Annotated in this window: 33 protein-coding genes and 5 tRNA genes; 19 read left to right on the top strand and 19 right to left on the bottom strand. The window is 36.8% G+C overall.

From position 1 onward, the window contains the following. The first annotated feature begins 11 nt into the window (after window positions 1–11). A tRNA-Trp gene (locus ACX12B_RS04930) sits at window positions 12–88 on the top strand. On the opposite strand, the gene ACX12B_RS04925 is transcribed toward ACX12B_RS04930, so the two are convergent. Next, window positions 89–2,371 carry an aconitate hydratase gene (locus tag ACX12B_RS04925; protein ID WP_459352935.1) on the bottom strand — a complete coding sequence of 761 codons (2,283 nt, stop codon included), beginning with the start codon at window positions 2,369–2,371 and terminating at the stop codon, window positions 89–91. Window positions 2,372–2,502: 131 nt separating this feature from the next. Here ACX12B_RS04925 and ACX12B_RS04920 point away from each other — a divergent pair, with 131 nt between their 5' ends. Continuing rightward, window positions 2,503–3,135 carry a hypothetical protein gene (locus ACX12B_RS04920; protein WP_459352934.1) on the top strand — a complete coding sequence of 211 codons (633 nt, stop codon included), beginning with the start codon at window positions 2,503–2,505 and terminating at the stop codon, window positions 3,133–3,135. 2 nt (window positions 3,136–3,137) lie between these two features. Here ACX12B_RS04920 and ACX12B_RS04915 read toward each other — a convergent pair whose 3' ends face one another. From ACX12B_RS04915 to ACX12B_RS04905, 3 genes are read right to left on the bottom strand one after another with little or no spacing between them, the layout of a single operon-like run. Continuing rightward, complete coding sequence (locus ACX12B_RS04915; protein WP_459352933.1) at window positions 3,138–3,704, bottom strand: hypothetical protein; 567 nt, start codon at window positions 3,702–3,704, stop codon at window positions 3,138–3,140. 20 nt (window positions 3,705–3,724) lie between these two features. Continuing rightward, a complete protein-coding gene (locus ACX12B_RS04910) occupies window positions 3,725–3,964 on the bottom strand; it encodes an Lrp/AsnC ligand binding domain-containing protein (protein WP_141977555.1) in 240 nt (79 codons plus the stop codon). A 43-nt stretch (window positions 3,965–4,007) separates the two neighbouring features. Continuing rightward, complete coding sequence (locus tag ACX12B_RS04905) at window positions 4,008–4,427, bottom strand: EVE domain-containing protein (RefSeq protein ID WP_459352932.1); 420 nt, start codon at window positions 4,425–4,427, stop codon at window positions 4,008–4,010. A 31-nt stretch (window positions 4,428–4,458) separates the two neighbouring features. On the opposite strand from ACX12B_RS04905, the gene ACX12B_RS04900 reads away from it, so the two are divergent. Together ACX12B_RS04900 and ACX12B_RS04895 are read left to right on the top strand one after the other, a co-directional pair. Continuing rightward, window positions 4,459–4,674, top strand: a complete 216-nt coding sequence (locus ACX12B_RS04900; RefSeq protein ID WP_459352931.1) for a hypothetical protein — start codon at window positions 4,459–4,461, stop codon at window positions 4,672–4,674. Beyond that, window positions 4,674–4,934 (top strand): hypothetical protein, encoded by a 261-nt coding sequence (locus ACX12B_RS04895; protein ID WP_459352930.1) that lies wholly within the window; start codon window positions 4,674–4,676, stop codon window positions 4,932–4,934. The genes ACX12B_RS04900 and ACX12B_RS04895 overlap by 1 nt, the downstream gene beginning before the upstream one ends. Here ACX12B_RS04895 and pheT read toward each other — a convergent pair. Together pheT and pheS are read right to left on the bottom strand one after the other, a co-directional pair. Further along, complete coding sequence (pheT, locus tag ACX12B_RS04890) at window positions 4,905–6,548, bottom strand: phenylalanine--tRNA ligase subunit beta (protein ID WP_459352929.1); 1,644 nt, start codon at window positions 6,546–6,548, stop codon at window positions 4,905–4,907. The two genes, ACX12B_RS04895 and pheT, sit on opposite strands and share 30 nt — an antisense overlap. After that, entirely contained in the window at window positions 6,539–7,924 is a 1,386-nt protein-coding gene (pheS, locus tag ACX12B_RS04885; protein ID WP_459352928.1) for a phenylalanine--tRNA ligase subunit alpha, read from the bottom strand. Before pheS ends, pheT begins: the two co-directional genes overlap by 10 nt. Window positions 7,925–7,974: 50 nt before the next feature. On the opposite strand from pheS, the gene ACX12B_RS04880 reads away from it, so the two are divergent. Continuing rightward, a complete protein-coding gene (locus ACX12B_RS04880; RefSeq protein ID WP_459352927.1) occupies window positions 7,975–9,087 on the top strand; it encodes a tryptophan--tRNA ligase in 1,113 nt (370 codons plus the stop codon). Then, complete coding sequence (locus tag ACX12B_RS04875; protein ID WP_459352926.1) at window positions 9,084–9,365, top strand: hypothetical protein; 282 nt, start codon at window positions 9,084–9,086, stop codon at window positions 9,363–9,365. Before ACX12B_RS04880 ends, ACX12B_RS04875 begins: the two co-directional genes overlap by 4 nt. A 146-nt stretch (window positions 9,366–9,511) precedes the next feature. Here the strand turns inward: ACX12B_RS04875 and ACX12B_RS04870 are convergent, their stop codons facing one another. The 6 genes from ACX12B_RS04870 to ACX12B_RS04845 all read right to left on the bottom strand — a co-directional run bounded on the left by ACX12B_RS04870 (window position 9,512) and on the right by ACX12B_RS04845 (window position 13,501). After that, window positions 9,512–10,477: a CxxC-x17-CxxC domain-containing protein gene (locus tag ACX12B_RS04870; protein WP_459352925.1), complete on the bottom strand. Its 966-nt coding sequence runs from the start codon at window positions 10,475–10,477 to the stop codon at window positions 9,512–9,514. Between the two features lie 74 nt (window positions 10,478–10,551). Beyond that, window positions 10,552–10,881: a hypothetical protein gene (locus tag ACX12B_RS04865; protein WP_459352924.1), complete on the bottom strand. Its 330-nt coding sequence runs from the start codon at window positions 10,879–10,881 to the stop codon at window positions 10,552–10,554. 52 nt (window positions 10,882–10,933) lie between these two features. After that, complete coding sequence (locus tag ACX12B_RS04860) at window positions 10,934–11,410, bottom strand: phosphopantetheine adenylyltransferase (RefSeq protein ID WP_459352923.1); 477 nt, start codon at window positions 11,408–11,410, stop codon at window positions 10,934–10,936. Between the two features lie 53 nt (window positions 11,411–11,463). After that, complete coding sequence (locus ACX12B_RS04855) at window positions 11,464–12,018, bottom strand: hypothetical protein (protein ID WP_459352922.1); 555 nt, start codon at window positions 12,016–12,018, stop codon at window positions 11,464–11,466. A gap of 44 nt (window positions 12,019–12,062) precedes the next feature. Beyond that, the gene (locus ACX12B_RS04850) at window positions 12,063–13,100 is read right to left on the bottom strand and encodes a hypothetical protein (protein WP_459352921.1); all 1,038 of its coding nucleotides are present in this window, start codon (window positions 13,098–13,100) and stop codon (window positions 12,063–12,065) included. Between the two features lie 327 nt (window positions 13,101–13,427). Continuing rightward, window positions 13,428–13,501, bottom strand: a tRNA-Ala gene (locus tag ACX12B_RS04845). A gap of 80 nt (window positions 13,502–13,581) precedes the next feature. Between ACX12B_RS04845 and ACX12B_RS04840 the strand changes: the two genes are divergently transcribed. Both ACX12B_RS04840 and ACX12B_RS04835 read left to right on the top strand, forming a co-directional pair. Continuing rightward, complete coding sequence (locus ACX12B_RS04840) at window positions 13,582–14,136, top strand: thioredoxin family protein (protein ID WP_459352920.1); 555 nt, start codon at window positions 13,582–13,584, stop codon at window positions 14,134–14,136. A 33-nt stretch (window positions 14,137–14,169) separates the two neighbouring features. Then, window positions 14,170–14,244 (top strand) — tRNA-Ile (locus ACX12B_RS04835). Here the strand turns inward: ACX12B_RS04835 and ACX12B_RS04830 are convergent. After that, entirely contained in the window at window positions 14,245–15,138 is an 894-nt protein-coding gene (locus tag ACX12B_RS04830) for a B12-binding domain-containing protein (protein WP_459352919.1), read from the bottom strand. 231 nt (window positions 15,139–15,369) lie between these two features. On the opposite strand from ACX12B_RS04830, the gene ACX12B_RS04825 reads away from it, so the two are divergent. Further along, complete coding sequence (locus tag ACX12B_RS04825; RefSeq protein ID WP_459352918.1) at window positions 15,370–16,266, top strand: matrixin family metalloprotease; 897 nt, start codon at window positions 15,370–15,372, stop codon at window positions 16,264–16,266. Between the two features lie 131 nt (window positions 16,267–16,397). Beyond that, on the top strand, window positions 16,398–16,781 hold the full coding sequence (locus tag ACX12B_RS04820; protein WP_459352917.1) for a hypothetical protein: 384 nt from the start codon (window positions 16,398–16,400) through the stop codon (window positions 16,779–16,781). A 7-nt stretch (window positions 16,782–16,788) separates the two neighbouring features. Here the strand turns inward: ACX12B_RS04820 and ACX12B_RS04815 are convergent. Continuing rightward, a tRNA-Leu gene (locus ACX12B_RS04815) sits at window positions 16,789–16,912 on the bottom strand. A gap of 91 nt (window positions 16,913–17,003) precedes the next feature. Here ACX12B_RS04815 and ACX12B_RS04810 point away from each other — a divergent pair. Together ACX12B_RS04810 and ACX12B_RS04805 are read left to right on the top strand one after the other, a co-directional pair. Further along, window positions 17,004–17,077, top strand: a tRNA-Thr gene (locus ACX12B_RS04810). Between the two features lie 150 nt (window positions 17,078–17,227). Beyond that, window positions 17,228–18,091: a DNA adenine methylase gene (locus ACX12B_RS04805; RefSeq protein WP_459352916.1), complete on the top strand. Its 864-nt coding sequence runs from the start codon at window positions 17,228–17,230 to the stop codon at window positions 18,089–18,091. 84 nt (window positions 18,092–18,175) lie between these two features. On the opposite strand, the gene ACX12B_RS04800 is transcribed toward ACX12B_RS04805, so the two are convergent. The 3 genes from ACX12B_RS04800 to ACX12B_RS04790 form a co-directional block, all read right to left on the bottom strand. Further along, window positions 18,176–18,826 (bottom strand): ammonia monooxygenase family protein, encoded by a 651-nt coding sequence (locus tag ACX12B_RS04800; protein WP_012215883.1) that lies wholly within the window; start codon window positions 18,824–18,826, stop codon window positions 18,176–18,178. A 134-nt stretch (window positions 18,827–18,960) separates the two neighbouring features. Next, window positions 18,961–19,323 (bottom strand): hypothetical protein, encoded by a 363-nt coding sequence (locus ACX12B_RS04795; RefSeq protein WP_459352915.1) that lies wholly within the window; start codon window positions 19,321–19,323, stop codon window positions 18,961–18,963. A gap of 121 nt (window positions 19,324–19,444) precedes the next feature. Beyond that, window positions 19,445–20,008: a methane monooxygenase/ammonia monooxygenase subunit C gene (locus ACX12B_RS04790; protein WP_016939485.1), complete on the bottom strand. Its 564-nt coding sequence runs from the start codon at window positions 20,006–20,008 to the stop codon at window positions 19,445–19,447. A 255-nt stretch (window positions 20,009–20,263) separates the two neighbouring features. Between ACX12B_RS04790 and ACX12B_RS04785 the strand changes: the two genes are divergently transcribed. From ACX12B_RS04785 to ACX12B_RS04775, 3 genes are all read left to right on the top strand, one after another. Next, window positions 20,264–20,833, top strand: a complete 570-nt coding sequence (locus ACX12B_RS04785) for a methane monooxygenase/ammonia monooxygenase subunit B (RefSeq protein ID WP_459352914.1) — start codon at window positions 20,264–20,266, stop codon at window positions 20,831–20,833. Between the two features lie 95 nt (window positions 20,834–20,928). Next, the gene (locus tag ACX12B_RS04780; RefSeq protein WP_459352913.1) at window positions 20,929–21,243 is read left to right on the top strand and encodes a hypothetical protein; all 315 of its coding nucleotides are present in this window, start codon (window positions 20,929–20,931) and stop codon (window positions 21,241–21,243) included. Window positions 21,244–21,282: 39 nt separating this feature from the next. Then, window positions 21,283–21,807, top strand: coding sequence for a hypothetical protein (locus tag ACX12B_RS04775; protein WP_459352912.1), 525 nt, complete (start codon window positions 21,283–21,285; stop codon window positions 21,805–21,807). Window positions 21,808–21,908: 101 nt separating this feature from the next. On the opposite strand, the gene ACX12B_RS04770 is transcribed toward ACX12B_RS04775, so the two are convergent. Then, on the bottom strand, window positions 21,909–22,178 hold the full coding sequence (locus ACX12B_RS04770; RefSeq protein ID WP_012215889.1) for a hypothetical protein: 270 nt from the start codon (window positions 22,176–22,178) through the stop codon (window positions 21,909–21,911). A 109-nt stretch (window positions 22,179–22,287) separates the two neighbouring features. Continuing rightward, a complete protein-coding gene (locus ACX12B_RS04765; RefSeq protein ID WP_459352911.1) occupies window positions 22,288–22,620 on the bottom strand; it encodes a hypothetical protein in 333 nt (110 codons plus the stop codon). A 124-nt stretch (window positions 22,621–22,744) separates the two neighbouring features. Between ACX12B_RS04765 and ACX12B_RS04760 the strand changes: the two genes are divergently transcribed. Genes ACX12B_RS04760 through serS form a run of 4 tightly spaced genes read left to right on the top strand, consistent with a single transcriptional unit; the run spans window position 22,745 to window position 26,085 of the window. Further along, window positions 22,745–23,194: a 30S ribosomal protein S15 gene (locus ACX12B_RS04760; protein WP_459352910.1), complete on the top strand. Its 450-nt coding sequence runs from the start codon at window positions 22,745–22,747 to the stop codon at window positions 23,192–23,194. Then, window positions 23,194–24,615: a DHHA1 domain-containing protein gene (locus ACX12B_RS04755; protein ID WP_459352909.1), complete on the top strand. Its 1,422-nt coding sequence runs from the start codon at window positions 23,194–23,196 to the stop codon at window positions 24,613–24,615. Before ACX12B_RS04760 ends, ACX12B_RS04755 begins: the two co-directional genes overlap by 1 nt. Then, on the top strand, window positions 24,578–24,820 hold the full coding sequence (locus tag ACX12B_RS04750; protein ID WP_459352908.1) for a KEOPS complex subunit Pcc1: 243 nt from the start codon (window positions 24,578–24,580) through the stop codon (window positions 24,818–24,820). Before ACX12B_RS04755 ends, ACX12B_RS04750 begins: the two co-directional genes overlap by 38 nt. Next, window positions 24,820–26,085 carry a serine--tRNA ligase gene (serS, locus tag ACX12B_RS04745; RefSeq protein WP_459352907.1) on the top strand — a complete coding sequence of 422 codons (1,266 nt, stop codon included), beginning with the start codon at window positions 24,820–24,822 and terminating at the stop codon, window positions 26,083–26,085. The genes ACX12B_RS04750 and serS overlap by 1 nt, the downstream gene beginning before the upstream one ends. Window positions 26,086–26,092 lie beyond the last annotated feature (7 nt).

Genomic DNA, 26,092 nt, shown 5'->3' with positions numbered 1-26,092 from the left:
TCGGTTCTTGTGGGTCTGTAGTCTAGCCTGGTAGGACGATGGTCTCCAAAACCATCGGTCGTCGGTTCAAATCCGTCTGGGCCCACCATTATCTATTTCTTAAAACATTAAGAGCTGAACCAGCTTTGAACCACTCTATCTGAGCTTGATTGTAAGAGTGATTAAGCATGATTTCTTCTTTGTTTCCATCGTTATGACTAATGATACATTTGACTTGTTTACCAGGTGACAAGTTATTCAAATCAACTAGACTAATCTTGTCATCTTCTTGGATTTTTTCATAATCATCAGGATTTGCAAATGTCAATGCCAACAATCCTTGTTTCTTTAGATTAGTTTCATGAATTCTTGCAAGACTCTTTGTAATTACTGCAGCACATCCCAAGTATCTTGGAGTCATTGCTGCATGTTCTCTGCTGCTTCCTTCACCGTAATTGTTATCGCCAATGATTACCCATCTCATCTGTTTTTCTTTGTACTGTCTTGCAATACTAGAAAATGATTCTAGTTTATTGTTTAGAACGTTCTTGCCTTGTCCAACTTCGTCATTAAATGCATTGACTGCACCTAGCAACATGTTGTCACTGAGATTATCCAAGTGTCCTCGAAGAGATAGCCATGCACCGGCAGGAGAGATATGGTCTGTTGTACATTTTCCTTTGGCCTTTACCATGATTGGTAATTCTTCAAAGTCATTTCCATCCCATTTTGCAAATGGTTCTAATTTTTGTAGTCGTTTACTGTTAGGATCAATAATTACTTCTACTCCATCAGAGTTTTCTGGTGGTGCAACAAAGATTCCTTCAGGTCTCAGGAATCCCTCTTTAGGAACTTCAGGAGCTGGCTTTGGAGGCTCTAGCTTGAACTTTGTTCCATCAGCTGCAGTTAATTCATCAACTAGTGGGTTAAAGGATAGTCTTCCACCCAAAGAAAGTGCAATAATCATTTCAGGACTGCCAATGAAATTCAATGTAGTGCGGTGACCGTCATTTCGTCCAGGGAAATTTCTGTTAAAGGTTGTAACGATAGTATTTTGTTCATCTTTGTCTAGCTCAGGTCTGTTCCATTGACCAATACAAGGACCACATGCATTTGCAAGAACAGTTGCACCAATGTCTTTGAGTGAATCCATCTGTCCATCACGTTCTATTGTTCCTCTAATTTGCTCAGAACCAGGAGTAACTAGTAACGGAATCTTTGCTTTGATTCCTTTTTGTTTTGCTTGCTCAGCAAGACTTGCAGCTCTTGACATGTCTTCATAAGATGAATTTGTACAACTTCCAATTAGTGCAACAGATATCGGATCAACATAGTCATTTGTTTTTACATCATCAGATAAATCAGAAATGGGACGTGCCAAGTCAGGAGTGTGAGGTCCAACAATGTGTGGCTCTAATGTTGAAAGATTAATTTCAATTACTCTATCAAAGAATTTTTCAGGATTTGATTCAACTTCAGGATCAGCTACAAGTGATTCCTTGTTTTGGTTTGCAAGCTCTGCAATGTCAGCTCTGTTTGTATATTTGAGATAAGTCTCCATTCTCTCATCATATGGGAATATAGAACATGTTGCACCAATTTCTGCTCCCATGTTAGTTATGGTTGCTTTTCCAGTACAGCTAATTGATTTTGTTCCAGGACCAAAGTATTCAACAATAGCATTAGTTCCACCTGAAACTGTTAGTTCTTCGGCAACTTTTAGAATAATATCTTTAGGTGCAGTCCAACCGGTTAACTCACCAGTTAGTTTTACACCAATTCTTTTTGGATATAGTAATTCCCAAGGCATGCCAGCCATAGTTTCTGCTGCATCTAATCCACCTACACCAATTGCAACCATTCCAAGGCCACCTGCGTTTGGTGTGTGAGAATCAGTTCCAATCATCAATCCACCAGGAAATGCATAGTTCTCAAGAACTACTTGGTGAATAATACCTGCACCTGGTTTCCAAAAACCACATCCATACTTTGCAGCAGCTGATTGCAAAAATTTGAAGACCTCGCTGTTTTCATCAAGTGATACTTTCATGTCAACATCACCTTGAACTTCAGCTCGAATCAAGTGATCACAGTGAACAGTTGTGGGCAATGCTGCTTGTTTGAGTCCTGCTTGCATGAATTGTAACATTACCATTTGTCCTGTTACGTCTTGTAATGCAACTCTGTCAGGTTTTAGAAAAACGTAATCTTTTCCGCCAGCATAGTTTGTATCATCAATTTTATTGAAATGTCCAGAAAGAATCTTTTCAGTAAGTGTTAGTGGTCTACCAGTAACATTTCTGAATTTTGCAATATTTTCTTTTAATTTAGCATAAACACCGGAAACAAGTTCGGGAGTAGAATCAACATTCACATTATGCAACAAATTCATCCCGAATTTATTATTTACAATTAAAAAAATTACAAAAACAAAGCCACAGGCATGTAAATTCTTAACAATTATAAGCCAAAAGCCAGTTTCTATTACATTGTTGGGGAGTTGCAAATTTTTGAGGTGTAAAAATGGTCAATAAGGGTTTTCCAAAGTTTGGCATGTCTCAAGCAGGTGCATTTGTTGCAGCCCTAAAAAATTACAATTTACCTGATTTCATTTTAGTTCTAGTTGCAAAAGAATGCAAATCAGACTTACTTGAAAGAGGAAGAATTGATGATAGATTACAAAGTATGAATGATGACGCTTTAGAATTATTGCACAAAGTCTTTGTTGGTTGCGAAGAAGACAAAGCAGGAAAATATGCTCAATACAGATTCTATGCATATGTCTCAAGCATGTATCACAAGTGTGAGGTTCTAGTTAATGAAACAATTCCTGGTAAAACTGGCAAGAATCACAAAATTCCTGTAGCAGTCAAAAACAATGGAATGTACATTGCAGTTGCACAAAACAAGGCAACTGGACATCCAGTAAATAAAAAAGATGCACTAAAGTTCTATGAAATTGTAGATGACATCAAGAGTGGTGATCATGGAACCATGCTAACTGATGCAATTTATGGTTCATCAGTTGGATTCAAAGGAGATGCACTAGTTGAATTAGAAAACTTGAGCAAATCAAGAAAAGATGATCCTGAAAACAAATTAGATTTCAAGACAGCAAACTTTGAAAATAATATTTACTCTGTAACAAAGTGTTAATTTTACAAATTTAGTTCTCTAGTATCCATAGCTAGAAAAGTTGGTTTACCATCAGTTCTTTTAAAATCCTCACCATATTGTTCAAACTCTAGTTGCTCAAAGAGATGTTTTGTCCAAATGTCATGAACTTCTCTTGCATGTTTTTTGCGTCCCATTTGTCGCATCTGTTCATGTAGTATTTCATGAGATACAGTTGTACAATTTTTTTCTGCCAAGTATAGTTCATCATTTTTTTCTTTAGGTTTTTGCCAAAACACCATTCCAAAGTTTTCTGCATGGTATCCTTCACAAGTACAATCAGTCCACATTGGTCTAAAGTGGGTCAGATAGAAATGATAGATGTCTTTTCCACGTTGTTCATGATCACGCAATAGAGTATGTGTGTCAAGTCTTTGCAGAATGCTAGTAGGCTTTGTAATCATTTCATCGCATTGAATCTCATAGTCTTTGCCAAACTTTTCTTTGATCCAAACTTTGAAGAACTGAGCCATCTTCTTGACATATTCAAATTCAAACTGGCGCTCTTCACGCTCTTCTTCTTTTACTACAAAAATAAAATGTAGAATCATAATATAAGAAAAAAGGGTGTTTATGTCTGGCCTTCGATACCCATCAGGGTCAGTGTAGAACGAATCTTTTCAATTTTTCTGATCTTCCAAGTAATTGTTTCTCTAAGTTTTTCAACAGTATCAGATTCGATCTTGGCCAAAATATCATATGCACCGAAAGTTCCGTGAACTTCTTTGACACCTTCTAGGCCCTTTAGTTGGCTGATAATTGCCTCTTCTGAACCTAGTTCACAGTTGATTAACACATAAGCTGTTGCCATGAAATAATTACGGAAATCGACTATATCAATAAACCGATTACATTCAGTTTTCAGAAATCTTTAAAATCTCATCCCAAATTGGTTTTGGAACAGGCATCACAGATAGTCTTGAGATTCGGATTAGTTCCCAGTCTTTGAACTTTTTATTTTTCTTCATCTCATCAAGTGTTACAGGACGCTTTAGTGCTTTTTTGTATTTTACATCAACTACAATGAATCGTTCAACATCTTCTTTTGGATTGGAATATGGTTTTGATGTGACTTGCATTATTCCAACTGCTTGTCTCTCATCACCTGTATGATAAAAAAACACAAGATCACCAGGTTTCATTTCTCTCATGTGTTTTAATGCAAGATTGTTATGGACTCCATCCCAAACTGTAGTTTTGTCTTTTTTTAGTTGTTCAAAGTTGTAACCTCTAGGTCCACTAGGTTCTTGTTTTGCTAACCAATAGTTTACCATTTTCAAATTTTGTTGTATCAAGGGATACTTTATGGTTTATGAAATGTTCCCCGGTTCTGACTCGCACAAGATCATTGGTATTTTAGCCAAAACCTCCTTGGGTTCTGAAACCGGGGTTGCCCATAATGTAGCACGCCTGGGTGAATTAGAAATCATTGGTATCATTACGATCGACATCATCCTAATCCGTCTGCGTGCCTGCTCTTGGGCGATTAATTATAGGGAATATCCTACTAAAAACCATTGATGGAGATCAAAAATCAAACACTATTTTTCATTGGGATTATCGTGTTGATTTTAGGAATACTAATCATAATTTTTGATTATCCGCAGATTCAGTTTTTAGAAAATTTAGATTCAGAGTCATATTACATGCTTGATGAAGAAAAAAAGAATATTCATCAAAGAATGAAAATTGAATTAACTGTTGGAATGGGATTGTTTACTGCAGGAGTTGGATTGCTAGCAGTTTCTTTTCTAAAGCGATTTGAGAATAGACTCAGATAGAGACATTTCAAATCCGACTACAGGTACACGAATTTTGTAATTTTCAATGATTTTGGAGTTGATTTCTCCAATGACACCGACTGTTTTGTTGTTAATTAGAACAGATGCACAATGTCCCTTCTCAAATGTTGGGTGCTCAGTAGTTTTTGTTATAACTTCTAAATCAAATCCTGTCTTTAGTAGTGATTGCAAAACAGATTTGATTTCAGTAAAGTTTGCATCCTGGTGTGCACTAATTACAGATAGGTTAGTTGTCTCAGAGATAGGATCTCCAGAAGAAAATACAGTTCCAGTTTCAAATAATTTTTGAGGATATGATTCATGAATGTTCTTTGATAGATTTTCTAGCAATCCAGGTAGAATGGAATCACGTAGAATGGTATGCTCTTGGCTTTTTGAATCACGAACAGAGATGATTGTCTTTGGTTCGCGGTTTACCATTTCATAAAGAACTCTTTTGCTTGTCAAGCTAGAATTCAATGCTTCAAGATATCCCAATCCAATCATAGTTTGACTAAGTGATTTTAGTTGGAGTGAAATTGGATTTGTTTGACCAAGTGTCTGTGAAGGCGTTATTGTAGGCTCAAGATTTTGTATTCCATAACCTAAAGCAACTTCTTCAACTAAATCCATTGGACCAAAAATATCAAAACGATATGCAGGGATTGTACAAACAATGTTCTTGCCCTTTACAGTTGCATCTAGTCTTGATTTTTTTAGTGATGAGATAATTTTTGATGTGCTAATATCTAATCCAAGTGTCTGATTAATTAGCAATGGACTGACAGTCATTTTTCTTTCAGCAAGTTTTGGAGAAGTGTTTTTTGCACCAGAGATTTGAACTGATTCCAAAGAGAATCCTGCACTTTGCAATATTGTTGCAACAACAGATAACATGTCTTCAGCATCGGCTTTGTTTATTCCAGTAACCTCAACAAAGAGATTTTTTGTTTTTGTAGTTACTGTAGTTACTGCTGCATTAATTATTGGAGGAAATGATACAGTTTTGTTATTTGCATCAAGTATCAAAGGAACTTTGGAGAAGTTTCCAAGCAAATCCCCATAATCCTTTCCAACTTCAGTTGTTTTGATAATTTCATCTATGGATAGATCTTTCTCAGAATTTAGTGGTGTGAATTTGTGCTTTCTATCAGATGTGGTGTACACTAGAGGAAATTGGATTTTATCTAAATCATGAATGCCAATTGAGGATTTCTTTCTCTTTCGTCCAATACCAAAATGCAAGTCTTCTTGCATTGCCATGAGTTGTTTGATGGTTTTATCATCAATTTTGCCGTTTTTTGCAACAATTCCAGTCACAAATGGTCTTACTTTTGAGACATCAGGTTTTACAGAAATGGAATATTGTTTTGATTTTTTGATTTTTAGTTTGATTGCACCTGTTTTAATTCCCAACAGTCCTTGCATGCCAAGTGCAATACCAAAGTCAGTGGAATAGTCAGGTCTGTTTGGGCTGTACTCTATTCGGACTAGATCCTTGTCTTCAGATTCAATATCAAGGCCTAAGAAAGGTAGTGAATCTGCAATCTGTTTTTTTGAAGATTTTCCAATTAGTTTTTGAAGACTAGAATAAGATAACTCTACTACTGGCATTTTGTTGCACTCCTCAACCAATTCAAATTGTTGTTGTAAAATTCTCGTACATCATCCAGGCCATACTTTAGCATTGCAATTCTTTCAATACCACCACCCCATGCCAAAACAGGTTTTGTTATTCCAAGTGGTTTTGTAACTTCGGGTCTAAAGATTCCCATTCCAAATAGTTCAACCCATTTTCCTAGTCTTTCATTGTACACCATAGTTTGAAGTGATGGTTCAGTGTATGGGAAAAAGGTTGGCCAGAATTTTATTTTTGTAATTCCAATTCGTTTGTAAAACTCTCGTTGTATTCCCATCAAGTTTCTCAAGTTTGCATCTTTGCCAACAACAACGCCTTCGATTTGATTAAATTCCACAAGATGTTTGTAGCTGACTTTTTCATTTCTAAAAACGCGTCCTAGTGAGAATACTCTGGCCTCATCAGGCTTTGTTTCTGCAAGATGTTTTATTGTAACACAGGTAGTGTGGGTTCGCAAAACCATCTTGCGTGCCTCATTGATATCCCATTGGTATCTCCAGTTCTTCTTGTGGGATTCAGAAACTTTTTTGATCTGTTCAGGAGTTGCAATCTTTTTGGCAGAAATGCCATCAAGGTAAAAGGTATCCTGTAGTTCCCTTGCAGGATGATCCTGAGGAGTAAATAGTGCATCAAAGTTCCAAAAGCTTGATTGGGTCATGTTTCCATAAATTTCTGAAAAACCCAAAGTGACAAAGATTTCACGAATCTCATCAATGGTATCTTTTAGTGGATGAGTTCTGGCAACAAAGACTTCGGGTACTTTGGCTTCCACATCAATTCCTCCCGAAGAAGCATCAAGATTGATTGATTTTGCAGAATCAGTTAATGTAATTTGCTTTGTCTTTACGATTTCCTCTACAACAAAGTCAGGACGTCTCAAAAGTCCAGACAAATCATTAGAGTCTAGTGTATCAGCAGATATTTTTTGGTCTCTGATTTGTTTTAGAGATTTTTCTCCAGGTAAAACATCTGGAGGATTCTTTAGAGTAATTTCATCTGCTGTTGCATCTACCCAATTATTTTTTCTTGCAAGCCCCATTGCAGGTCCAAACACTGGACCTAGTTCTTTTTGTAAATCAGATAATTTTGATTTTGTTTTTAGTAATTCTAAGAGTCTTCTTTCAGGCAATCCCTTTTCAAGTGACTCTATTCCATTTTTTCCCAAACTAACAATGCTTGTTTGAGATTCATCAACATTTGCTAATTCTTTTAGTTTCAGCCACTCTATTCCACGTCGAATTTGGTCAGGTGAAAGTTTTGTAGATTCTTCAAGATTTTCAGGAGTTTGTTTAGGATTGTCTTTTAGTGATGTAATGATTTTTTTTTCAATATCATGAAAAACCTGTGACAACACCAAAAGTTCGAAAAAGACTTTTTAAACCTTAACCTAAGTCAATTTGAATGTCAGCTGACGATTTCATTGTAACTCCTTGGCATGTCGAGGGAGATATCGACTATGATAAACTAATCAAGCAATTTGGCACTCAGAAGATTTCTCCAGAATTATTACAAAGAATCACAAAGATTACTGGAGAAGATCATTTCATGCTAAGAAGAGGAATTTTCTTCTCACACAGAGAAATGGGCAGAATTCTTGATGATTATGAAAAAGGTAACAAATTCTTCCTGTACACAGGACGAGGTCCATCAGGACACACCCATATTGGCCACTTGGTTCCATGGGTCTTTGCAAAATGGCTACAAGAAAAATTTGATGTCAACATGTACTTTCAATTAACAGATGATGAAAAATTTTTCTCAAAACCCAATCTGACATTAGAGGAGACTGGCAAGTTTGCATATGAGAATGCACTAGACTTTATCGCACTAGGTTTCAATCCCAAAAATACAAAGATCATTATCAACACAAGAAATATTCAAACACTTTATCCAATTGCATCTCAAGTTGCAAAGAAAATTAATTTCTCAAACACCAAAGCCACTTTTGGATTTACAAATGACACTAATATTGGCATGATCTTTTACACGTCATTGCAATCTGCCCCATGTTTCATTGAAGACAAACCAGTTTTGATTCCATTAGGAGTTGACCAAGACCCTCACTTTAGACTAACAAGAGACATTGCACCAAAAATTGGAAAACCAAAGCCAGCACTAATTCACAACATTATGATTCCAGGATTAGAAGGGCCTGGAGGAAAAATGTCAGCTTCAAATGAAAACGGTACTGTTTACACAACAGATGCACCAAATGTAGTAAAAAAGAAAATCAACAAACATGCATTTTCAGGTGGGCAAACAAGTGTAGAGGAACACAGAAAGATTGGAGGAAATCCAGACATTGATGTATCATACCAGTATCTTAGAATATTTTTTGAACCAGATGATAACAAACTAAAATCAATTTACGATGATTACAAGTCTGGAAAAATGCTTTCTGGAGAACTAAAAGCAATCTTGATTGAAAAAATAAATGAATTTCTTGCAGTACATCAAGAGAATCGTGAAAAAGCAAAAGACAAGTTAGATGAATTTCTTTTTGAGAATAAATGAAAATAACAATCACATGTGAAGACAAATACGAGGCTCAGAAACTAGCCAGTCTAATCTACATCAAAGAGGGTAATGAAACCTACATTACAGGAATTCTAAATCTTGTAAAAAACGAACTAGTAATATCACTAAAAGACAAATCAGCTCACAGCATTCTACTTGAAAAGGAATCAGATGTAGAACAATTTGCAGATTTTACTCAATCAATAATTGATAAAGAACACAAAATAACCTCAACTAGAGTCCTTGGGAATCAAGTTGAGATTCTTAAAGGTTGAATCTAGGAACCAAATATAGTCCAGAGTGAAATAACTCCAACCATTGCAATTAGAGAAATTCCTAATGCCTTAAAGTCGCCATCCATAGTTTATTTTCAAAATTATTATAATTAAAGTGTTAATAAATTCTCAAAGACGATTTTAGATCATCGTGGGAAAAATTTACTTTTCTTTTGTTTAGGTTTTGATCTTTCTTCTTTTGGCTTTGCAATAGGTTGCCTAATTTCATTGCAATTCAAGCACAATACCTTGAGTTCCTCTCTTGCCAATTCTGGTTCTGAGATATATTTTCCCCATGAGGATGCAGCACCGCCACGTCCAATTTCATCAAAAGAAGAATCATCAGAAACTGGACTAAATCCTAGAGCCCTTTCATCTTTGAATCCACAACTAGAACAAACTTTGCCGCCCAAAATTTCAAATAATTTTTCTTTAATTGTTGCATAGAATTTATCTGAACCATTACTGAAAAAGCTCTCTCGCTTTTTTGAAAATTTATCATTTTTTAGTTTTCGAGGTTTGTCTCTACCGGATTCACGTCTGTCATCTCTGGAGTATCTTGAACCTCTATCATCTCTGCGAGATTCTCTTCTGTCATCTCTGGAGTATCTTGAACCTCTATCATCTCTGCGAGATTCTCTTCTGTCATCTCTGGAGTATCTGTCATCTGAATCTGGTTTGTTTTGTCTGAAACAATCATTACAGTAAACAGGTTTGTTACTTCTTGGAACAAATGGAACTTCACATTCATCACCACAATCAGCACAAGTTACTGTTGTAGATTCACGTCTATCATCTCTGGAGTATCTTGAACCTCTATCATCTCTGCGAGATTCTCTTCTGTCATCTCTGGAATATCTTGAACCTCTATCATCTGAATCTGGTTTATTTTTTCTAAAACAATCGCTACAATAAACAGGTCTATCAGTTCTTGGAACAAATGGAACTTCACATTCATCACCACAATCAGCACAAGTTACTGTTGCAGACTCTCTTTTTCTATCTCTAGAGAATCTGTCATCTCTGGAATTTCTAAAAGAACGAGGTCCATCATCGCTTCGTCTTCCTCCAAATTTTTTCTTATCAGAATACTTTGATTTGTAAAGGTCCATGATTATGATTATGAGAATTCTTTTGGTTATAGATACTTAGAGGTCTCATTTGTGCCTAGAATAAAAAAATGCAATCAAACTAGGGATTTATCCATTTCAGTGGACATTATCTCTTGAACTTTGAGAAAATACAATTTTGTTGTATATGGCATGTCATCCAAGTTATTGTCAACTGCAATCATGAAATAACGAACTGCACGTTTTGAAATGTCGAGATTAAATTTCATTAATAGTATTGGGTCTTGATGAACTTTGATCTTGTCTTGCAGCCAAGGTGGTGCCATCTCAATTGTTTCTTTGATTATTTTATCATACCAATATGACAGGTTCTGAGGATGCAGTCCTTGCTTTAGATTAGAAACGTCTGTGTCTATCTTCTTCATCATGTATGGGATAATTGCCATGAGCCTGAATCTTAGAATTTTGTTTTATTGCAATTACTCAAAGTTGTGCAAGCTATTTGTCAACTGATAACAAGTTTCCTTCTGAATCAATTTCAGAATTTTTAATCCTAGTAGTAGATATCCTAGAGCCGTCTTTTGCCAAGTACATGGGCACTGTTATGACCTTAACTGGAGAGAGGTTCTTTTTTGCCCTCATCTCATTTAGTACATCTCCCTGGTTGCTTGTCTCATCACTTACAACTAGGGCTTGTACTTCTGGCTCTAAAACTGCAGGTCCAAAGTCATTGTCCAGTTTACTGATTTGAAAAGAAGAGTTTGGAAATTCTTTGAATATTGTTTCAGTTAGATTTGCCAATCGTTTTTCATAATTGTTTGATGTAGTCTTTCCTCTGCTTTTTGCAAACTCATCACTAGTCAATCCAATTATTACTTTGTCTGAAATTTCAAATGCGTTTGATAATAGTGTGATATGTCCTCTGTGAATAATATCAAATGTACCACCCATTGCAACTAGAGAAAATTCAGACATGCATTACTGTAGGTTTCTTTGAAAATAAATCTACTAGTATATTTGAATCAAAATTAAGAAGAAATGTTCATGAGTCCTTCTTTGATCATAAACTGGATTCCCTCAACAAAGGATCTGTCATCAATTTGGCCTGCTGACCACCATCCAGCATTAGTCTTAATCCAATCAGGAATTTTTGCATTGTCTGAGGTTTGAGATACTCCAGAATCAGAACTAACCACAAATGAGATAAGGTCAATTGTAGCCTTTGTGTTACCGTATTGAGTTTTCACAATATGTTTTCCATCTGAGAATTTTTCATTTAGAGAAACAGTATGAGAAAATGTCCTGTCAGAATCAACACTGACTTTTTGAGTAACTACAAGATTGTTCTTTGAATCAAAAATTGAAATTCGTACAGTTCTATCGTCTTCATATTTGTTGACAGTTCCAGAAAATGTCACATCTTCACCAAGTGCATATGATTCACTATCAGTTTGAATGTCAACTGTAAAGTTGTTAGAACTGCTTTGTACAGGAGCAGAACCATAACCAAATACCTCTTGTCCTAAAGGAACTGCGGCAAGTAAGGACATTACAGAAATCATCAAAATAATATTAAATCTCATTGCCACCTCTGCACGTTTCTTTTTGGATTTAAAGGGTGTGGAGACTATGTCACATTAATCAATACAAACGGACCCTGTTCTGCTATTGGGATGTTATTTCGGTCCCAAACAAAAGTTTCAATGAAATAGAGTCCAGTGTTTTTTGGCATCCAGTCTATTGTTGGTGATTGAAGACCTGTTCCAATAAAGCGTCCATCATCTTTTCCAATATACTCTACCTTATTGTTTCCAGCCTCTTTGATTTGCACATAGTATGTGTATGGTGTTTCGTTGGTGCTTTGATCAGCTGCAAATTGTATCCATGTTTCACTCTTGATATTTACAATAGAGTTTACTGGAATTTCAGAAAGTTTCTCTCCGTTTGAATCAGTTACAGAGACATTGGAAATTGAAACTAGTTTTGTCAATGATTGTGGTTCAGGAATTTCTACATCAACAAAGTTTGAAGAAAAGACATTAGATTCGGCAAACAACAAAAATCCTATTGCTCTTGCATCAATTTGCCTATTGACATTAAAGGAGACCTCACCATCAGATTCCACATCACCTAGCTCAACTGTAATTACTTCAAGAATTCGAGATGGTTCAAATCCATCATACAATGCCAAGTAAACATTGGTGTTAGAGTTTGGAGCCCCACTGTTTTGCAGTACTCCTTCAAAACGGAGATGACCATCATAGGTTACTTCACTAGAATATACTGTCAGGCCCTTTTGCTTTGGAGATGAGGAATCAAATCCAAGTAGAGATACTGATGCTTGGGTTATTGCAGAGTTTGGAGTATCAGAGCGAATTGCAAATGGAGATTCCCCGTTTGGAGGAATTACCTCAAGTGTGGTTCTGCCACTAGTAACCTCTAGTGGGCTAGGATCATAATCATCAAAAAAGTTCACTTGGATAATGACATTAGTTACAGGAGTTTGGGTATTGTGATTTTTGACAGTACCAACTACAACAGTATAGCCTTCAGAGTCTTGGTAGACATATGGGGCTTGAGAAGTAATTGATACAGAAAGTGTTGAAGGGGTGTCTGTAACTTCTGCTGCAAAAGATTGGGAAAACGGAATCAGTAGAAAAACCAAAAATGCACCAAGAGCAAATTTTAACATCAGGATTTCTTGGGAATGGAGATTAATTTTCTAGCATATATCATATAGTGAACAAGAAAGGTAACATCGTTTAACCTAGTTTACACTAGAAAAATAAAATAATAAAAAGAGATGTAAGATTTAGTTTCTCTTTGCGGTAATTGCTAACCAGTAAATTAACCCTGGAGCTAAACCAACAATTAGCGGAATAAATACCGGCCATCCATCTGCTGCGCTTGCCATGAAAAAAAACTGAAACTCTTCCTATTTAAATCCATCCAGCAGTCTGAAATCCAGCACAGATCGCGTATATAATAGAAGTGGACCGGACGGAATTTGAATCCGTGACCCCCCGCGTGCAAGGCGGGTATACTACCAGGCTATACTACCGGCCCACACGAGACTTGGTTTATCTGTGGATTTTAATTGTTGTCTTCTTGGCAAGAATTTTATTTGAAAGCAAGAGTGTTTTTGCATGGTACTTTTAGAATCTCAAGTCAAACTAAAGGCAGGAGATACCGCACCAGACTTTGAACTTTTAGGAATTGATGATAAAAAACATGCACTAGGAGACTACAAGGATTACAAGGGATATCTCATAATCTTCATGTGCAATCACTGTCCTTATGTCAAGGCCAAAGTTGATGCACTAAACGAGTTGTATGAAAAATGTGGTAATGATGTTGCCATGATTGCAATTAACAGCAATGACTCTACTGATTATCCTGAAGACAGTTTTGATGCAATGAAAGAGACTGCCAAAGAGAAGGGATTCAAATTTGATTATCTAGTTGATGAGACACAAGAGATTGCCAAGAAATATGGCGCAATGTGTACACCAGACCCATTCTTGTTTGGGGCCAATAAGGAGCTAGTATTTCATGGAAGAATTGATAATGCAATGAAGCCAGAGGATACTGCAACTGAGAAAACAATGATCAACAATATCGACAAACTAGTATCAGGTCAAAAAATTGAAAAAGACTTTGACCCATCTATTGGCTGCTCAATCAAGTGGAAAGAAAATTAGACTTAAATGACTCTGGCCTAGAGATTTCTTCGTGGGCTCGTAGCTCAGCTTGGCTGGAGCGTTCGACTGATAATCGAAAGGTCATGAGTTCGAATCTCATCGGGCCCATTATTTTAAATTCTGATATACTGTCTGAGACCACTGAATAATTTCATCTAGTTTTTGAGTTACAAGATCAGATTCTGTTTTGGCTTTCCGAGTAGCATTTCCACACAGTATCAATTTCATACGTTTTCCAGATTTTGATTTTATTGGATTAATTGAATCAGCAAAAAAGTTCAGTGCCTCATCAGTTTCTGAAAAAACCAATACAACTAAAACGCCAGGTTTTTGTTTCCATATTTTTGAAACCAGTTTTTGAAAATCAAGATCAAAGAGTACATCAATAGCAGACGACATATCCCCAAGATGAGAAACTCTCCATCCATCTGAATGAAACATAGTAGAAGCTGCTTCTGCAAGCAAACTGCTTTGAAAATCAGCTGATATGATAACCACATTTTTTTTAGAATCAGAAATTATTGGAATTTGGTTTAGTATCTGAAGAGATTTTGAGATTGTTGTCCTAAGGAGATTTTGCTCTGCAGTACCAATCTTTCCCTCATCAAACAGACTTTTCACAGATTCAATTGCAGGAGAAATGACTTCAATTATCAAGCGATTAACACTGGCACCTGAATGAATGGAATTTCTAATCAAAGAATAGACCTGGTCCTCATTTCCCTTTATCAAAGAATCAAGAAACTGAGGAGCCACTTTGAAATAGTCATCAGGAAAATTGAATGATTCTTGTCCTGGCTCTAAAAACCACAAGGTAATGTTTCCAATATTTTTTTGACGTACCAGTCCTTCAACTGCAAATACCTTGAGATACTTTGTCATGGTGACACGATTAACTTTCATCTTCTCTGAAATCTCTACTCCAGACATTCCAGATTCAGAACCTTCCAAAACTGAAATTAGTTTTTCACGAATCTCTTCTTCAGAATATCCTTTTCCCATAATTGCTATGGCATGATGCTATTGTATAAAGACTAATTTTCATTAACTTTGAAAATCCATTTTTAAAATGGTTCTGGCACTTTATCGGTGGATCTACCTGTATCCATAGGCAGGTAAATTCAGAAAATTCTAAAACATGGCTAGAGGTGGTGATTTGTTAATTTGAGTTTAGATAATATCATTGGTGATTCTTAAAAACGAAGATAAATACAAGTATTATTCTCATACAATATGTCAAATACAGAGGATGGTCCTTTAGATCAATTAAGACAGATAAGTGACGACGAAGATATTGTGTCTAACAGATTAGGCAAAATCGAGGAAGGAATAAACACATTACGAAAAGAACAACTTGTATTTCAAAACATAATATCAAAGAGATTCATTGTGATTGTATCAGTAATAATTTTGATTGTAATCATGACATTCTATCTGAATTATGCAGAACAAGATATTATCAAAACTGCAATACTGGAAAACAAACACGAATCAAGGATGGGATATGTAATTGAGAATCTTAGAGGAGACACGATTGACACATGGGCACATTGGAACAATGTAAATAACGACATATTCCACATTCATGTTGAAAACTCACCATCGGCAACAGAACACAGAATGAGTCTATTACAAAATGTTGTAATGTCTGAGGAATCATTACACATTGATGACAAATTGCTTCATAAAGGAACTGGCACCTCCAACTATTTTCTTGGTTGGTACGGGGCACTAAACAGCATTAAAGATGTAACAAAATATCCAATACCAAGCAACATACACTTTCACAGATCATTAGCAGGAGAAGGAGATATTATTATCAAACTAACAAATCAAAAAAATGGTGATGGTTTTACAGGATTTACAAGGTTGATAGTAGAGGATGAACACCAAATCATAAAGGCAACAATAACAATTTATGAAATCGACAAACTCTCAGATGAAAGTTTGAAAACTATTTTACGACACGAGTTGGGTCATGCTTATGGTCTTTCACACTCAACCGCACCTGAAGATCTAATGTATCCAGTAATTTCTACAAACTATCCATACATATCAAACTGTATCTTAGATGCAATAACAAGTCTGTATGATGGAAATCCAAAATCACAAGTCACATGTGAAAACTAGTTTTACGGTACCACCTAATCTACAGCCCAACGAAATTTAACACCTAGAATATCCAACGACAAGTTGACAGTACCGTAAAAATAAATTCTTATATAGAGGGGTACCTTAAAGTACGGTAAGAGAGAAGTAAATTGCCAAAAGCCGGATTCAAATCAATCACCGTTTCAGAAACTGTCTATGATAAATTCCAAGATGTTTATCAAAAGAGTAAAGACGACCTTGCAATGAAAGGTGTCAACAGTTTCTCAGGCTATGTTACTTACATGTTAGAGGAGATGATGCAAAAGGACAAGACCTTTGCAAGATATGCTCCAAAGATTGAAAAGATTTCAGTCGATGATGATAGAATTATTCTAAAGGACAACATCAAAAACAGAATCGCCGAAGTTGCAGTTCAGAAAGGAGAATTGTTCTGTCAACTCTGTGATGAGAAAGATTGTGTTCATGTTGGTTATGTCTGGTCCATACCAGAAGTTTACGAAGTTCTAAACGCTAGAGGAATTAGACAAAAGTAGTTTTGTATGGAGGAGGTGGGATTTGAACCCACGAACTCCTGAGAGACAGGATCACCCATTATTTGATCTTAAGTCCTGCATGTCCAAAAGCACAAGATGTGCTTACTTTGGCCAGGCTTGATTACTCCTCCAAAAGGGTAAAAATCTGTGTGAAATTTAACAGTTTACAGATTTTGCAACGATAATGAAGAATTATAAGGATTTTCTACAGGGTGAATTTGTGCTTCGATAGCTCAGCCTGGTAGAGCGTTACCTTGGTAAGGTAAAGGTCGCGGGTCCGGATCCCGTTCGAAGCTTTTTTCAATTTTCAAAATTAATTTTCCAGGACGTAATTTTGGATGATTTACGAAGTTTGTATTTAAGCTCTCACTCAACTAGGAAAAACCTAGTTCGAGATCAATTTTTTTTGTGTCCCTAAGAGTTAAAAAATTCCGTGATACTAACTATTGAAACAAGTATACTCTCAAGTATCAACTGTCATCCCAAAACCATTTGTAAAATGGGCTGGTGGAAAACGTCAGTTAATTCCAATTCTAAATGAGAATTTACCAAAATCCTTTGGGACATATTATGAGCCATTTATTGGAGGGGGTGCACTGCTCTTCCATATCCTTTCAGAAAGAGATGGTCAAAAATGCAGCATCTCTGATTTGAACTCTGACCTGGTTTTAGCATATACTACAATTCGCAATAGAATAGATGACCTAATCTCATCTCTAAAAAATCACGAAAGAAATTATCAAAAGGATTCAAAATCATACTATTACGCAGTTAGAGAATCAAACCCAAGAAGCGAAATTGAGAAAACTTCAAGATTGCTCTTTTTGAACAGGACCTGCTTTAACGGATTGTACCGTGTCAACAGCAAAGGAAAATTCAACGTCCCACTAGGACGATACACAAATCCTAATATCGTAAATGAGGATAATTTGCGTTCAGTTAGCTCTATTTTGCAATCAAGCAAAGTTGCCATAAAGTGTCGTGATTTTGAGGCAGTATTGCGAGATGCCAAAAAAGATGATTTGGTGTATTTCGATCCCCCATACCAACCAGTAAGTGATACTGCCAATTTTACAAGTTATACTAACAAGGACTTTACAGACAAGGACTTGGAAAGACTAGCAGAGTTATGCAACAAGCTAGATTCCAAAGGATGCAAAGTGCTACTATCAAATTCAGATTCAAAACAAGTCTCTGACATGTTCTCAGGAAAACCTTGGAAGATAAACAAGATTCAAGCAAACCGTTCGATTAACTCCAATTCAAAAAAGAGAACAGGTCACTTTGAATTGTTAATCAAAAATTATTAATTTTCAAAATTATTTTTTTTCCAAAAATTGTTTAGAGTTTACACTAGTGGATAATAATAAAATGAAAAGGAAAAGGTTGGGTGTTTAGTCCCACTTTGACCATGCGGCCATCCATCTGTAAGTCCATGTATTCAATTTACAACCTAATGCTGCAAATGTACATCCCAAAACTGCACCTGCACCTGCACCGAGAGCGACTGGGCTGTTATAGAACTTACCAACTTGGGGTTCTATCGGTGTCATGTATGGTGGCAATGTTGGTCTTGGATATTTGAATGCCGTTTCAAGTGGGTCTGCTACTGTTATCAGGTTTACCATGTTGAACAATGGTAATGACATTCCTACCAGTACGCCTCCGAACAGTATCAAGGAGTGCTTGTTCTTCTTTGTTGCCCAGTAAACCAAGTCCAACAGCATTGCTGATGGTAGCCAAACTGGAGTTACAATGAAGTCATATGGATAACCGAGTGAGAACCATGCGGCCTTTGCTATCCATGTGTATACTGTCATAATCAGAGCGTAGTACGTTGCTGTGCCTGGAACGCCTGTAAATGTTAGGTAATATGTTGCACCTACAATAAGCATCAACGTTTGCGATATTGAGAATACCGTGTACGAAGTCCAAGCCCAGTCAGTGTAGAAGATGTAGTCTCCTGCGTTAATTGTTAACAGTGTAGAGTTAACTGCAACCACTACTATGAACAAGTAGTGTGTACATCGTCTTAACCAGACCATATCAAGTTGAAGAAACGGTCAGTATATAAAATTTTAGAGTGTGATGAAGATCGTTGCTATATTCGGCAAACATCATTGATTCTTGTTAGAAATTAAAATGAAAAAGAAGTGTATCTGAAGGGTTTGCCTTCTGATTATCTACCTACGAATAGTACGACAACAAGTACAAATGCTACGGTTGCTGCAATACTGCCGCCAACTATACCATTACTATTCTTTTTGGAACCTTCTTCCATGACTTTAACACAGAAGATGTAACCTATTGCCTCAATGATTGCAAGTACGATGAATGCAAAATGACCACTTGCGGTTGGATATGCCCATGGATAATAGAAGTATCCTGCTGCAGTACCACCAAAAGTGGAGATTAATGCTGCCCAGTATGAAATTGTGATAATACCGGTCATGTTTTCAACGCGTCGTCCAATCATTCGTTCTACGTCAGCACTGGATGATCCACCGCCACCGCCTGAACCGAATCCTTTTGGAAGAGTCATTATGGAATTATTCTAATACAGAATCCTTTTAAGTCTTTCTTAAACTGCGGTCAAAAGTACGATCTACGTCGTTTTTGAAAAATAATAAAATAAGAAAAAATTGTGCGTTTGCACATTTTGTCTATGGAATAGATCTACTGTACAATTTGCCTTCTAAGGCCATCTTGTACATCTCTGCGACATATGGGTTCTCTCCTGGAGTTTCTGCACCTAGTTCTACGAGTCTAGCATATACTCTGACTACGTATGCAAGTGCACCCATGAATGCTACTACAACACCCATGTTAAACATCCAGTGATTTGGAACTGCAAAGATTTCTTCTACAAACCAGAAGTGCCACATCTCATTGACTCCAATTGTAAACATTGTTGCTAAGTAACCAAGAATGGTCATTTTCAAACCAGTGTTCATTGAATTATTTGGACCTCTGAGAACTGGAACTTTTCTATCATAGATTGCTGCTGAACCCCATCCGAGTGGAAGTGCTACAAAGTGGGAATATAACCACCAGTGAGCTGGAGTAAATGCACTATCTCTGATAGATGTCTGATGTAGAGAACCATCAACGAAGTTATCTACTTCGACTGATGCTGCGGTAGATCCCATAGCAATAACGATGAGCCAGATTTTCTTAAGTCTCTGAATCTCAACTTCTTTTGGGATTAATGCGGGCATCTGTGCCATGATACACTAGGTGTATATTGAGAATATAAAGTAAGAGATTGAAACCAAGTTATTTTTTTTCAAATTTCTAATGAATTTTCATTTGATTTATGAAATAATTTCATTTAATGTTTTTTCCATTGTAAAAATAACAACCATTTTTTTCCATTTTCAATGATTAACATCAATGATTAACATCGCCATTAGTATCGATCCTCGCAGTGAAGGTAAAACATATAACGACGTGTATTATCTTTCACAATATTAGGGATAACTATGGTCGAAAAAAAGATTTTCGTATTCGGACTAGCTGTCGTACTTGCACTAGGAACCTTAGGTTTCAACTGGGTTGAGACAATTCTTCCAACTGCAGATGCACACGGTGTCCAAGCACAACTCCAGAGTCGTTTCATCAGAATTGAAGATGAAACCTTTAACAGACAATCCCTCCAAACTGGCGAAACCTTGACACTTCAAGGAACATTAGTCAGTCTTGTAGAGAGAGACCTTAGAGGATGGATATCCATTTTCTCAGAGTCAACCAATGCAGGTAACAGATGGGAGATGCTCGCAAGAGACCCACCAGGAAACGTCTTTGACATTCCAGGTAACGCTGTTGTAGAATATTCACTATCTGCTAAAGCACTTGAAGCAGGTGTATACCACGTACACACCCAACTCAATGTAGCCAAAGTTGGTCCAGGACTCGGTCCAGGTCAAACAGTTGTCGTTGAAGGAGAACCAATTATCAAACCAATCCCATATACCAACATTGCATATCAATCAATTTTGATTGGCGTTGGATATGTCATTACGTTTGCAACACGACCCTGGCAAGTAATCTAACCACCCAACCTTTTCCTTTTCATTTTATTCATCATTACGATTAACGTAAGTCAAAAAACCAAATCTTATCTGCAATAAAGAATCAAGTAGAAAAGATGCTAAATTTCAAAGTCACAAAATTAGATATCTTTCAAAGTTATTTTTTTGGCCAAGTGGAATTTAGAGGAGACCCATACAAAGTAAACATACAGAATCAAAGAAGAGGCAAAGTCCTCAAGTTACCTTTTGAGATAAAACCAAAAAGAGAAAATGTCCTTGTAAGAATGACAGGTCCCGGAGAATTGTTTGTAGAAGATTACCTGCCATACAAAGGAGAATCAGAATGGCTTGAGATAGACTCAGATGAGATTACCTATTTTATTGCAGACCATCAAGACCAACTAGATACAATTGAGATTGTATACGAGTAAGAGAAAGACTTTAAGGAATCTGCCTAAAATTATCCTATCATGATATGGCCAGGAACTGGTGATCCTTACAAGAGAAAAAAGACCCTAAGGTTTCTAGCTATAACTGCAGCCATTGCAATATCAGTTGGAGTTGCAAGTAGTGTGATTCAAGGTCAACTGGGTCAAGACGATCCTCTCAAAGTTTGCATCAATGATATGAATACCCCTTACAAAATCAAGGCAACTTTGGAGCTTGTAATTGATGGCATTCCAGCAGACATTCCTGCAAACATCAATTCAGGTCTAGATGGCGAATGTCAAAGAACCATGTATACCCTAACTAATGATGGTACGATTTATGCAGAATGGGAAGAAGAGTTTCCATTTGAGATAGGCCACTTTTTGTGGATGTGGGATTTCCCTCTAAGAGACATGGAGCAGAGCAAGTCTGTAATTTACGTTAATGGAAAAGAGTCACCTCATTTCATCAACCACCCATTACAAGACGGATACCACTACAAGGCAGAGTTTACATCAAAGGGATACGATTCCTCAAAGGACAAAGACTTCCTTCCAGACAATTAGATAGTTTCAGACTTTGGAAAAAATCAAAGGAATTTCAAAAACAAATCAGAGCTAGATTTCTCTAAGGAATTAAAAATAATGAAAATGATAAAGGTAGATTTCTACCAGTATTTTCCGTTGTCTGGAATAAGACCGATACCTTCTCTTTCAAAGTGTCTGTCCAATTCGTCGACCCATCTCTCACGGTTGTCTTTGTATGCCCATCCGTGAACACGTAACCAGAATGAGATAATTCCAAGAAGGAATACTGTGAACATCATGGTTCCGAAGATGTAAATCATTACATCATAGAATAATGGATCATAGTTTGGTCCTAGCTGTCCTGTTAGTGAAGACAAGATGCTAAGGAAAGTTCCTACGATAGGAGTCATGTATATTTTGGCTCAATTTCTGCGATATATACATTTCTTTTATTATCATAAAGTACGAGATCAGTATTCACTAGGGAATGATAATAAAATAAGAGAAAAGTGAGGTATTTTATCCTCTACCCATTGCTGCGTATTTGCCTGATCTTCCTCTAATTAGGAAAGCTCCTGCGATACCACCAAAGACTGCACCTGCAATAACTGCTGCACCAACTACACCACTAGCGTCAAGATATGGAGTTCCTGAACCAGAAGATGGGTTGTTTTCAGCTGCTTCGATTCTTCTTCTTTGAATCTCAAGTGCTTCCTCTAATGTGTAAGATCCGGTTTGTCCTTCATCACCAACGTTGCCCATGTATTGAGCAAATGCAACAGAAGCTGCACCGATGGCACCGAAGAAAAATACAGATAGCATGGTTGCTGTTAAGAGTACTTTTGTATTCATACCGTTTACCTAATCGATTGGACGAATAGTACTTATTTAAAACTTTATTCTGAGCCCCAAATTTTGAATAATGTACGAGATCAGTATAAGTAACGTTTAATTCTGTACTCTAGTGAGCCAAATTATGGGACGAATGCATACACACAGACACGGAAAGTCACATTCCATTAGACCAGCTACTCTTCGTGCACCTTCATGGATCACACAAAGTCCTGCAGAAATTGAAGAATTAGTTGTCAAGTATTCCAAAGACGGACTAACTCCTAGTCAAATTGGAATTAAACTAAGAGACCAACATTCAATCCCACTAATCAAACCAATTACAAAGAAAACAGTTGGAGAGATTTTAGAAGAAAATGATTTGAAATCAGAAATGCCTGAAGACTTGGATAACATTGTCAAAAAGGCAGTAGGTCTTCAAAGACACCTCAAAGAGAACAAAGGAGACAGAAGAAATGTCAGATCTTTGGAATTAATTGAAGCCAAAGTTCACAGACTATCAGTCTACTACAAAAGAATTGGCAGAATTCCAGCAAATTGGAAATATAAATCAGTAGTAGCTCAGTTAGAGTAATGGCAAAAGCACTTGATGAGTCACTTTCGTTTTTCAAAGATAAGGTTTCAGATTGTATAAGATCAAAAAAATCAATTTTTGTTACAACCCATATTGATTGTGATGGGTTAACATCTGGAAGTATCATTACCAAAGCCCTAATCAGAGCAGGGGCAAAATGCACTGTTAGAACATCAAAAGAATTTAGCAAAAATGTTGTAGAGTCTTTCAAAACAGACTCTAGAGATTTTCATATAGTTACTGATCTTGGAGGAGGATTTGCAAAAAACCTCAATGAGACACTAGGGGACAATTGGGTTGTCTTGGATCATCACCAGATTCCAGATGAGGAGATGGACAATCAAAATGTCATCAATGCATGGAAGTATGGAATCGATGGAGGAGTGGAGATTTGTGCAGGAGGTATGGCATATCTTGCATCAATGGCACTTGATGAGAAAAATTCTGACTTGTCATCAATTGCAGTCGTCTCAGCATTAGGGGACAGACAAGACCAAGGAGAAAGAAAGTCATTTACCGGAAAGAATTTTGAGATTGCAAACACCGCAAAAGAGTTAGGACTAGTTGAGATTGACTTGGATTTATTATTGGTAGGACGAGAGACAAGGCCTCTTCCAGATGCCCTTGCATTTACATCACAGCCATTTATCGAGGGACTGACTTGGAATAGAGATGCTTGCCTTTCTTTGCTAAATTCATCAGGAATTGAGCTTAAAGATGGAGGCAGATGGAGAGTTCCAGCAGAACTAGATGAGGAAGAAAAGAGGCAAGTCATAGAAGCAATCACCCAGTTCACAGCAGGAAAAAATGCCACTGAAATAATGTCAGAGTTAATTGGATACACATACACATTTCCAAGAGAAGACAAGCGAAGTTTCCTCAGAGACGGAAGAGAATTTTCAACTATGCTAAACTCTTGTGGAAGGATTAATCGCTCCGGAGTCGGCATGGCAATCTGCATGGGAGACAGAAACAAGATCCTAAGAGAAGGAGAAACCATCTTGACTGATTACAGAAAGATGATCAGAGAATACATGAACATTCTATCAAATGAGAGATGGAGAATTTCAGAAAGTGAGACATGTGTGATGGTAAATGGTGAAGACATTGTCCCTGAAACAATGACAGGAACTATCTCATCTCTAATTGCAGGGTCTCCAAAGAATTCAGGAAAAATTGTAATTTTAAGAACAAAGGGAGAAGAGAACACAATCAAGTTTTCATCAAGAAAATCATTTGGTTGCACGTCTGACATCAACCTAAGTGAATTGATGAGAACAGGAGCTGAGAAATTTGACGGTATTGGAGGAGGTCACAATGCAGCAGCTGGCGCAAAAATAACTAAAGACAAATTAGATGACTTTCTCAATTATTTAGAAGTAAATGTCGTTAACGTGTCAAGTGCAGATAGCCCTCAATAACATTTCAAAAGAAAAGGCTGAAACTGTCAAAAAAGCACTAGAACCAGATAATGTGGATTTTCCCGAAGGATTGAGTCTTAGTGTTGAAAATGTTGATAACAAACTAGTTTTTAATTTTGAAAGTAAGAAGAACATGAAGCAGTTAATTGGGACAATAGATGAAGTGATGGACCATATCCAAGTGGCACTAAAGGTGATAGAGTAATGCTAGACCCCAAACTAATCAAAGAAAAGCCTCAAACTATCAAAGACATGCTCAAGGCAAGAGCAGTAGATTTTGACTTGGACGGACTAATCGAGTCTGACCAAAAGAGACGAGAGTTTATCATCAAAACAGACGAGTTGAGAAAAAAGAAGAACCAAGTGGCCTTGGAGATTTCTCAAAAGAAAAAGGCAGGAGAAGATGCATCATCAATTCTAGATGAAATGAAAAATGTTTCAGCAGAGCTTGCAAAATTAGAATCAGAGCAAGAAAGTATTGAATCCAAGTATTCCAAATTAGCATTGACAATACCAAACTTGGTTCACGAGTCAGTTCCAGTTGGAGCAGATGAAACTGCCAACAAGGAAATCAAAAAGTGGGGAAAGATTCCAGAGTTTGATTTTAAGATAAATGATCACATTGACATCTCTGAGAATTTAGATTTGGTAGATTTAGAGAGGGCAGCAAAAGTTGCAGGGGCCAGATTTTATTATCTCAAAAACGATCTAGTAAGACTAAACCAATCACTAATTCATTTTGCATTAGATTTTCTAGCAGGAAAAGAATATTCACTTGTTCAGCCCCCATACATGATTAATCGTGCATCAATGGAAGGTGCAGTTATTGCAGATGACTTTGAAGAGGTAATCTACAAGGTAGAAGATGAAGACCTCTACATGATTGGAACATCAGAGCATGCAATGGCTGCAATGCACTCTAAAGAAATCATAGAAGGAAAAGATCTTCCCATCAGATATGCAGGAGTCAGTCCATGTTTTAGAAAAGAGGCAGGAGCTCACGGACGAGACCAAAAAGGAATTTTCAGAGTACACCAGTTTGACAAGATTGAGCAGTTTGTCTTTGCAAGACCAGAAGACTCTTGGAAAGAGCATGAAAAGATGTTAGCAATTGCTGAAGAGTTTTACCAGAAATTAGAGATTCCGCACAGAGTCATGTTATTGTCAACTGGAGATATGGGAAAAATTTCAGCCAAGACATATGATATTGAAGCATGGATGGCAGGACAAAATTCCTACAGAGAGATTGTATCATGCTCAAACTGTTTGGAGTACCAAGCAAGAAGACTAAAAATAAGATTCAGAGACAAAACAAATGAAGACACACAATACCTGCATACACTAAACAGCACACTGGTAGCTACTACCAGAGTACTAGTCTCAATTATGGAGAATTTCCAGACAAAGGATGGCCACATCAAAATCCCTCAGGTTTTGCAGAGCTACATGGGAAACCAGAAAGAGATCTAGTGACATA

It is taken from the genome of Nitrosopumilus sp. S6 (assembly GCF_054515815.1).
This window is presented reverse-complemented; position numbering and strand designations above follow the sequence as displayed.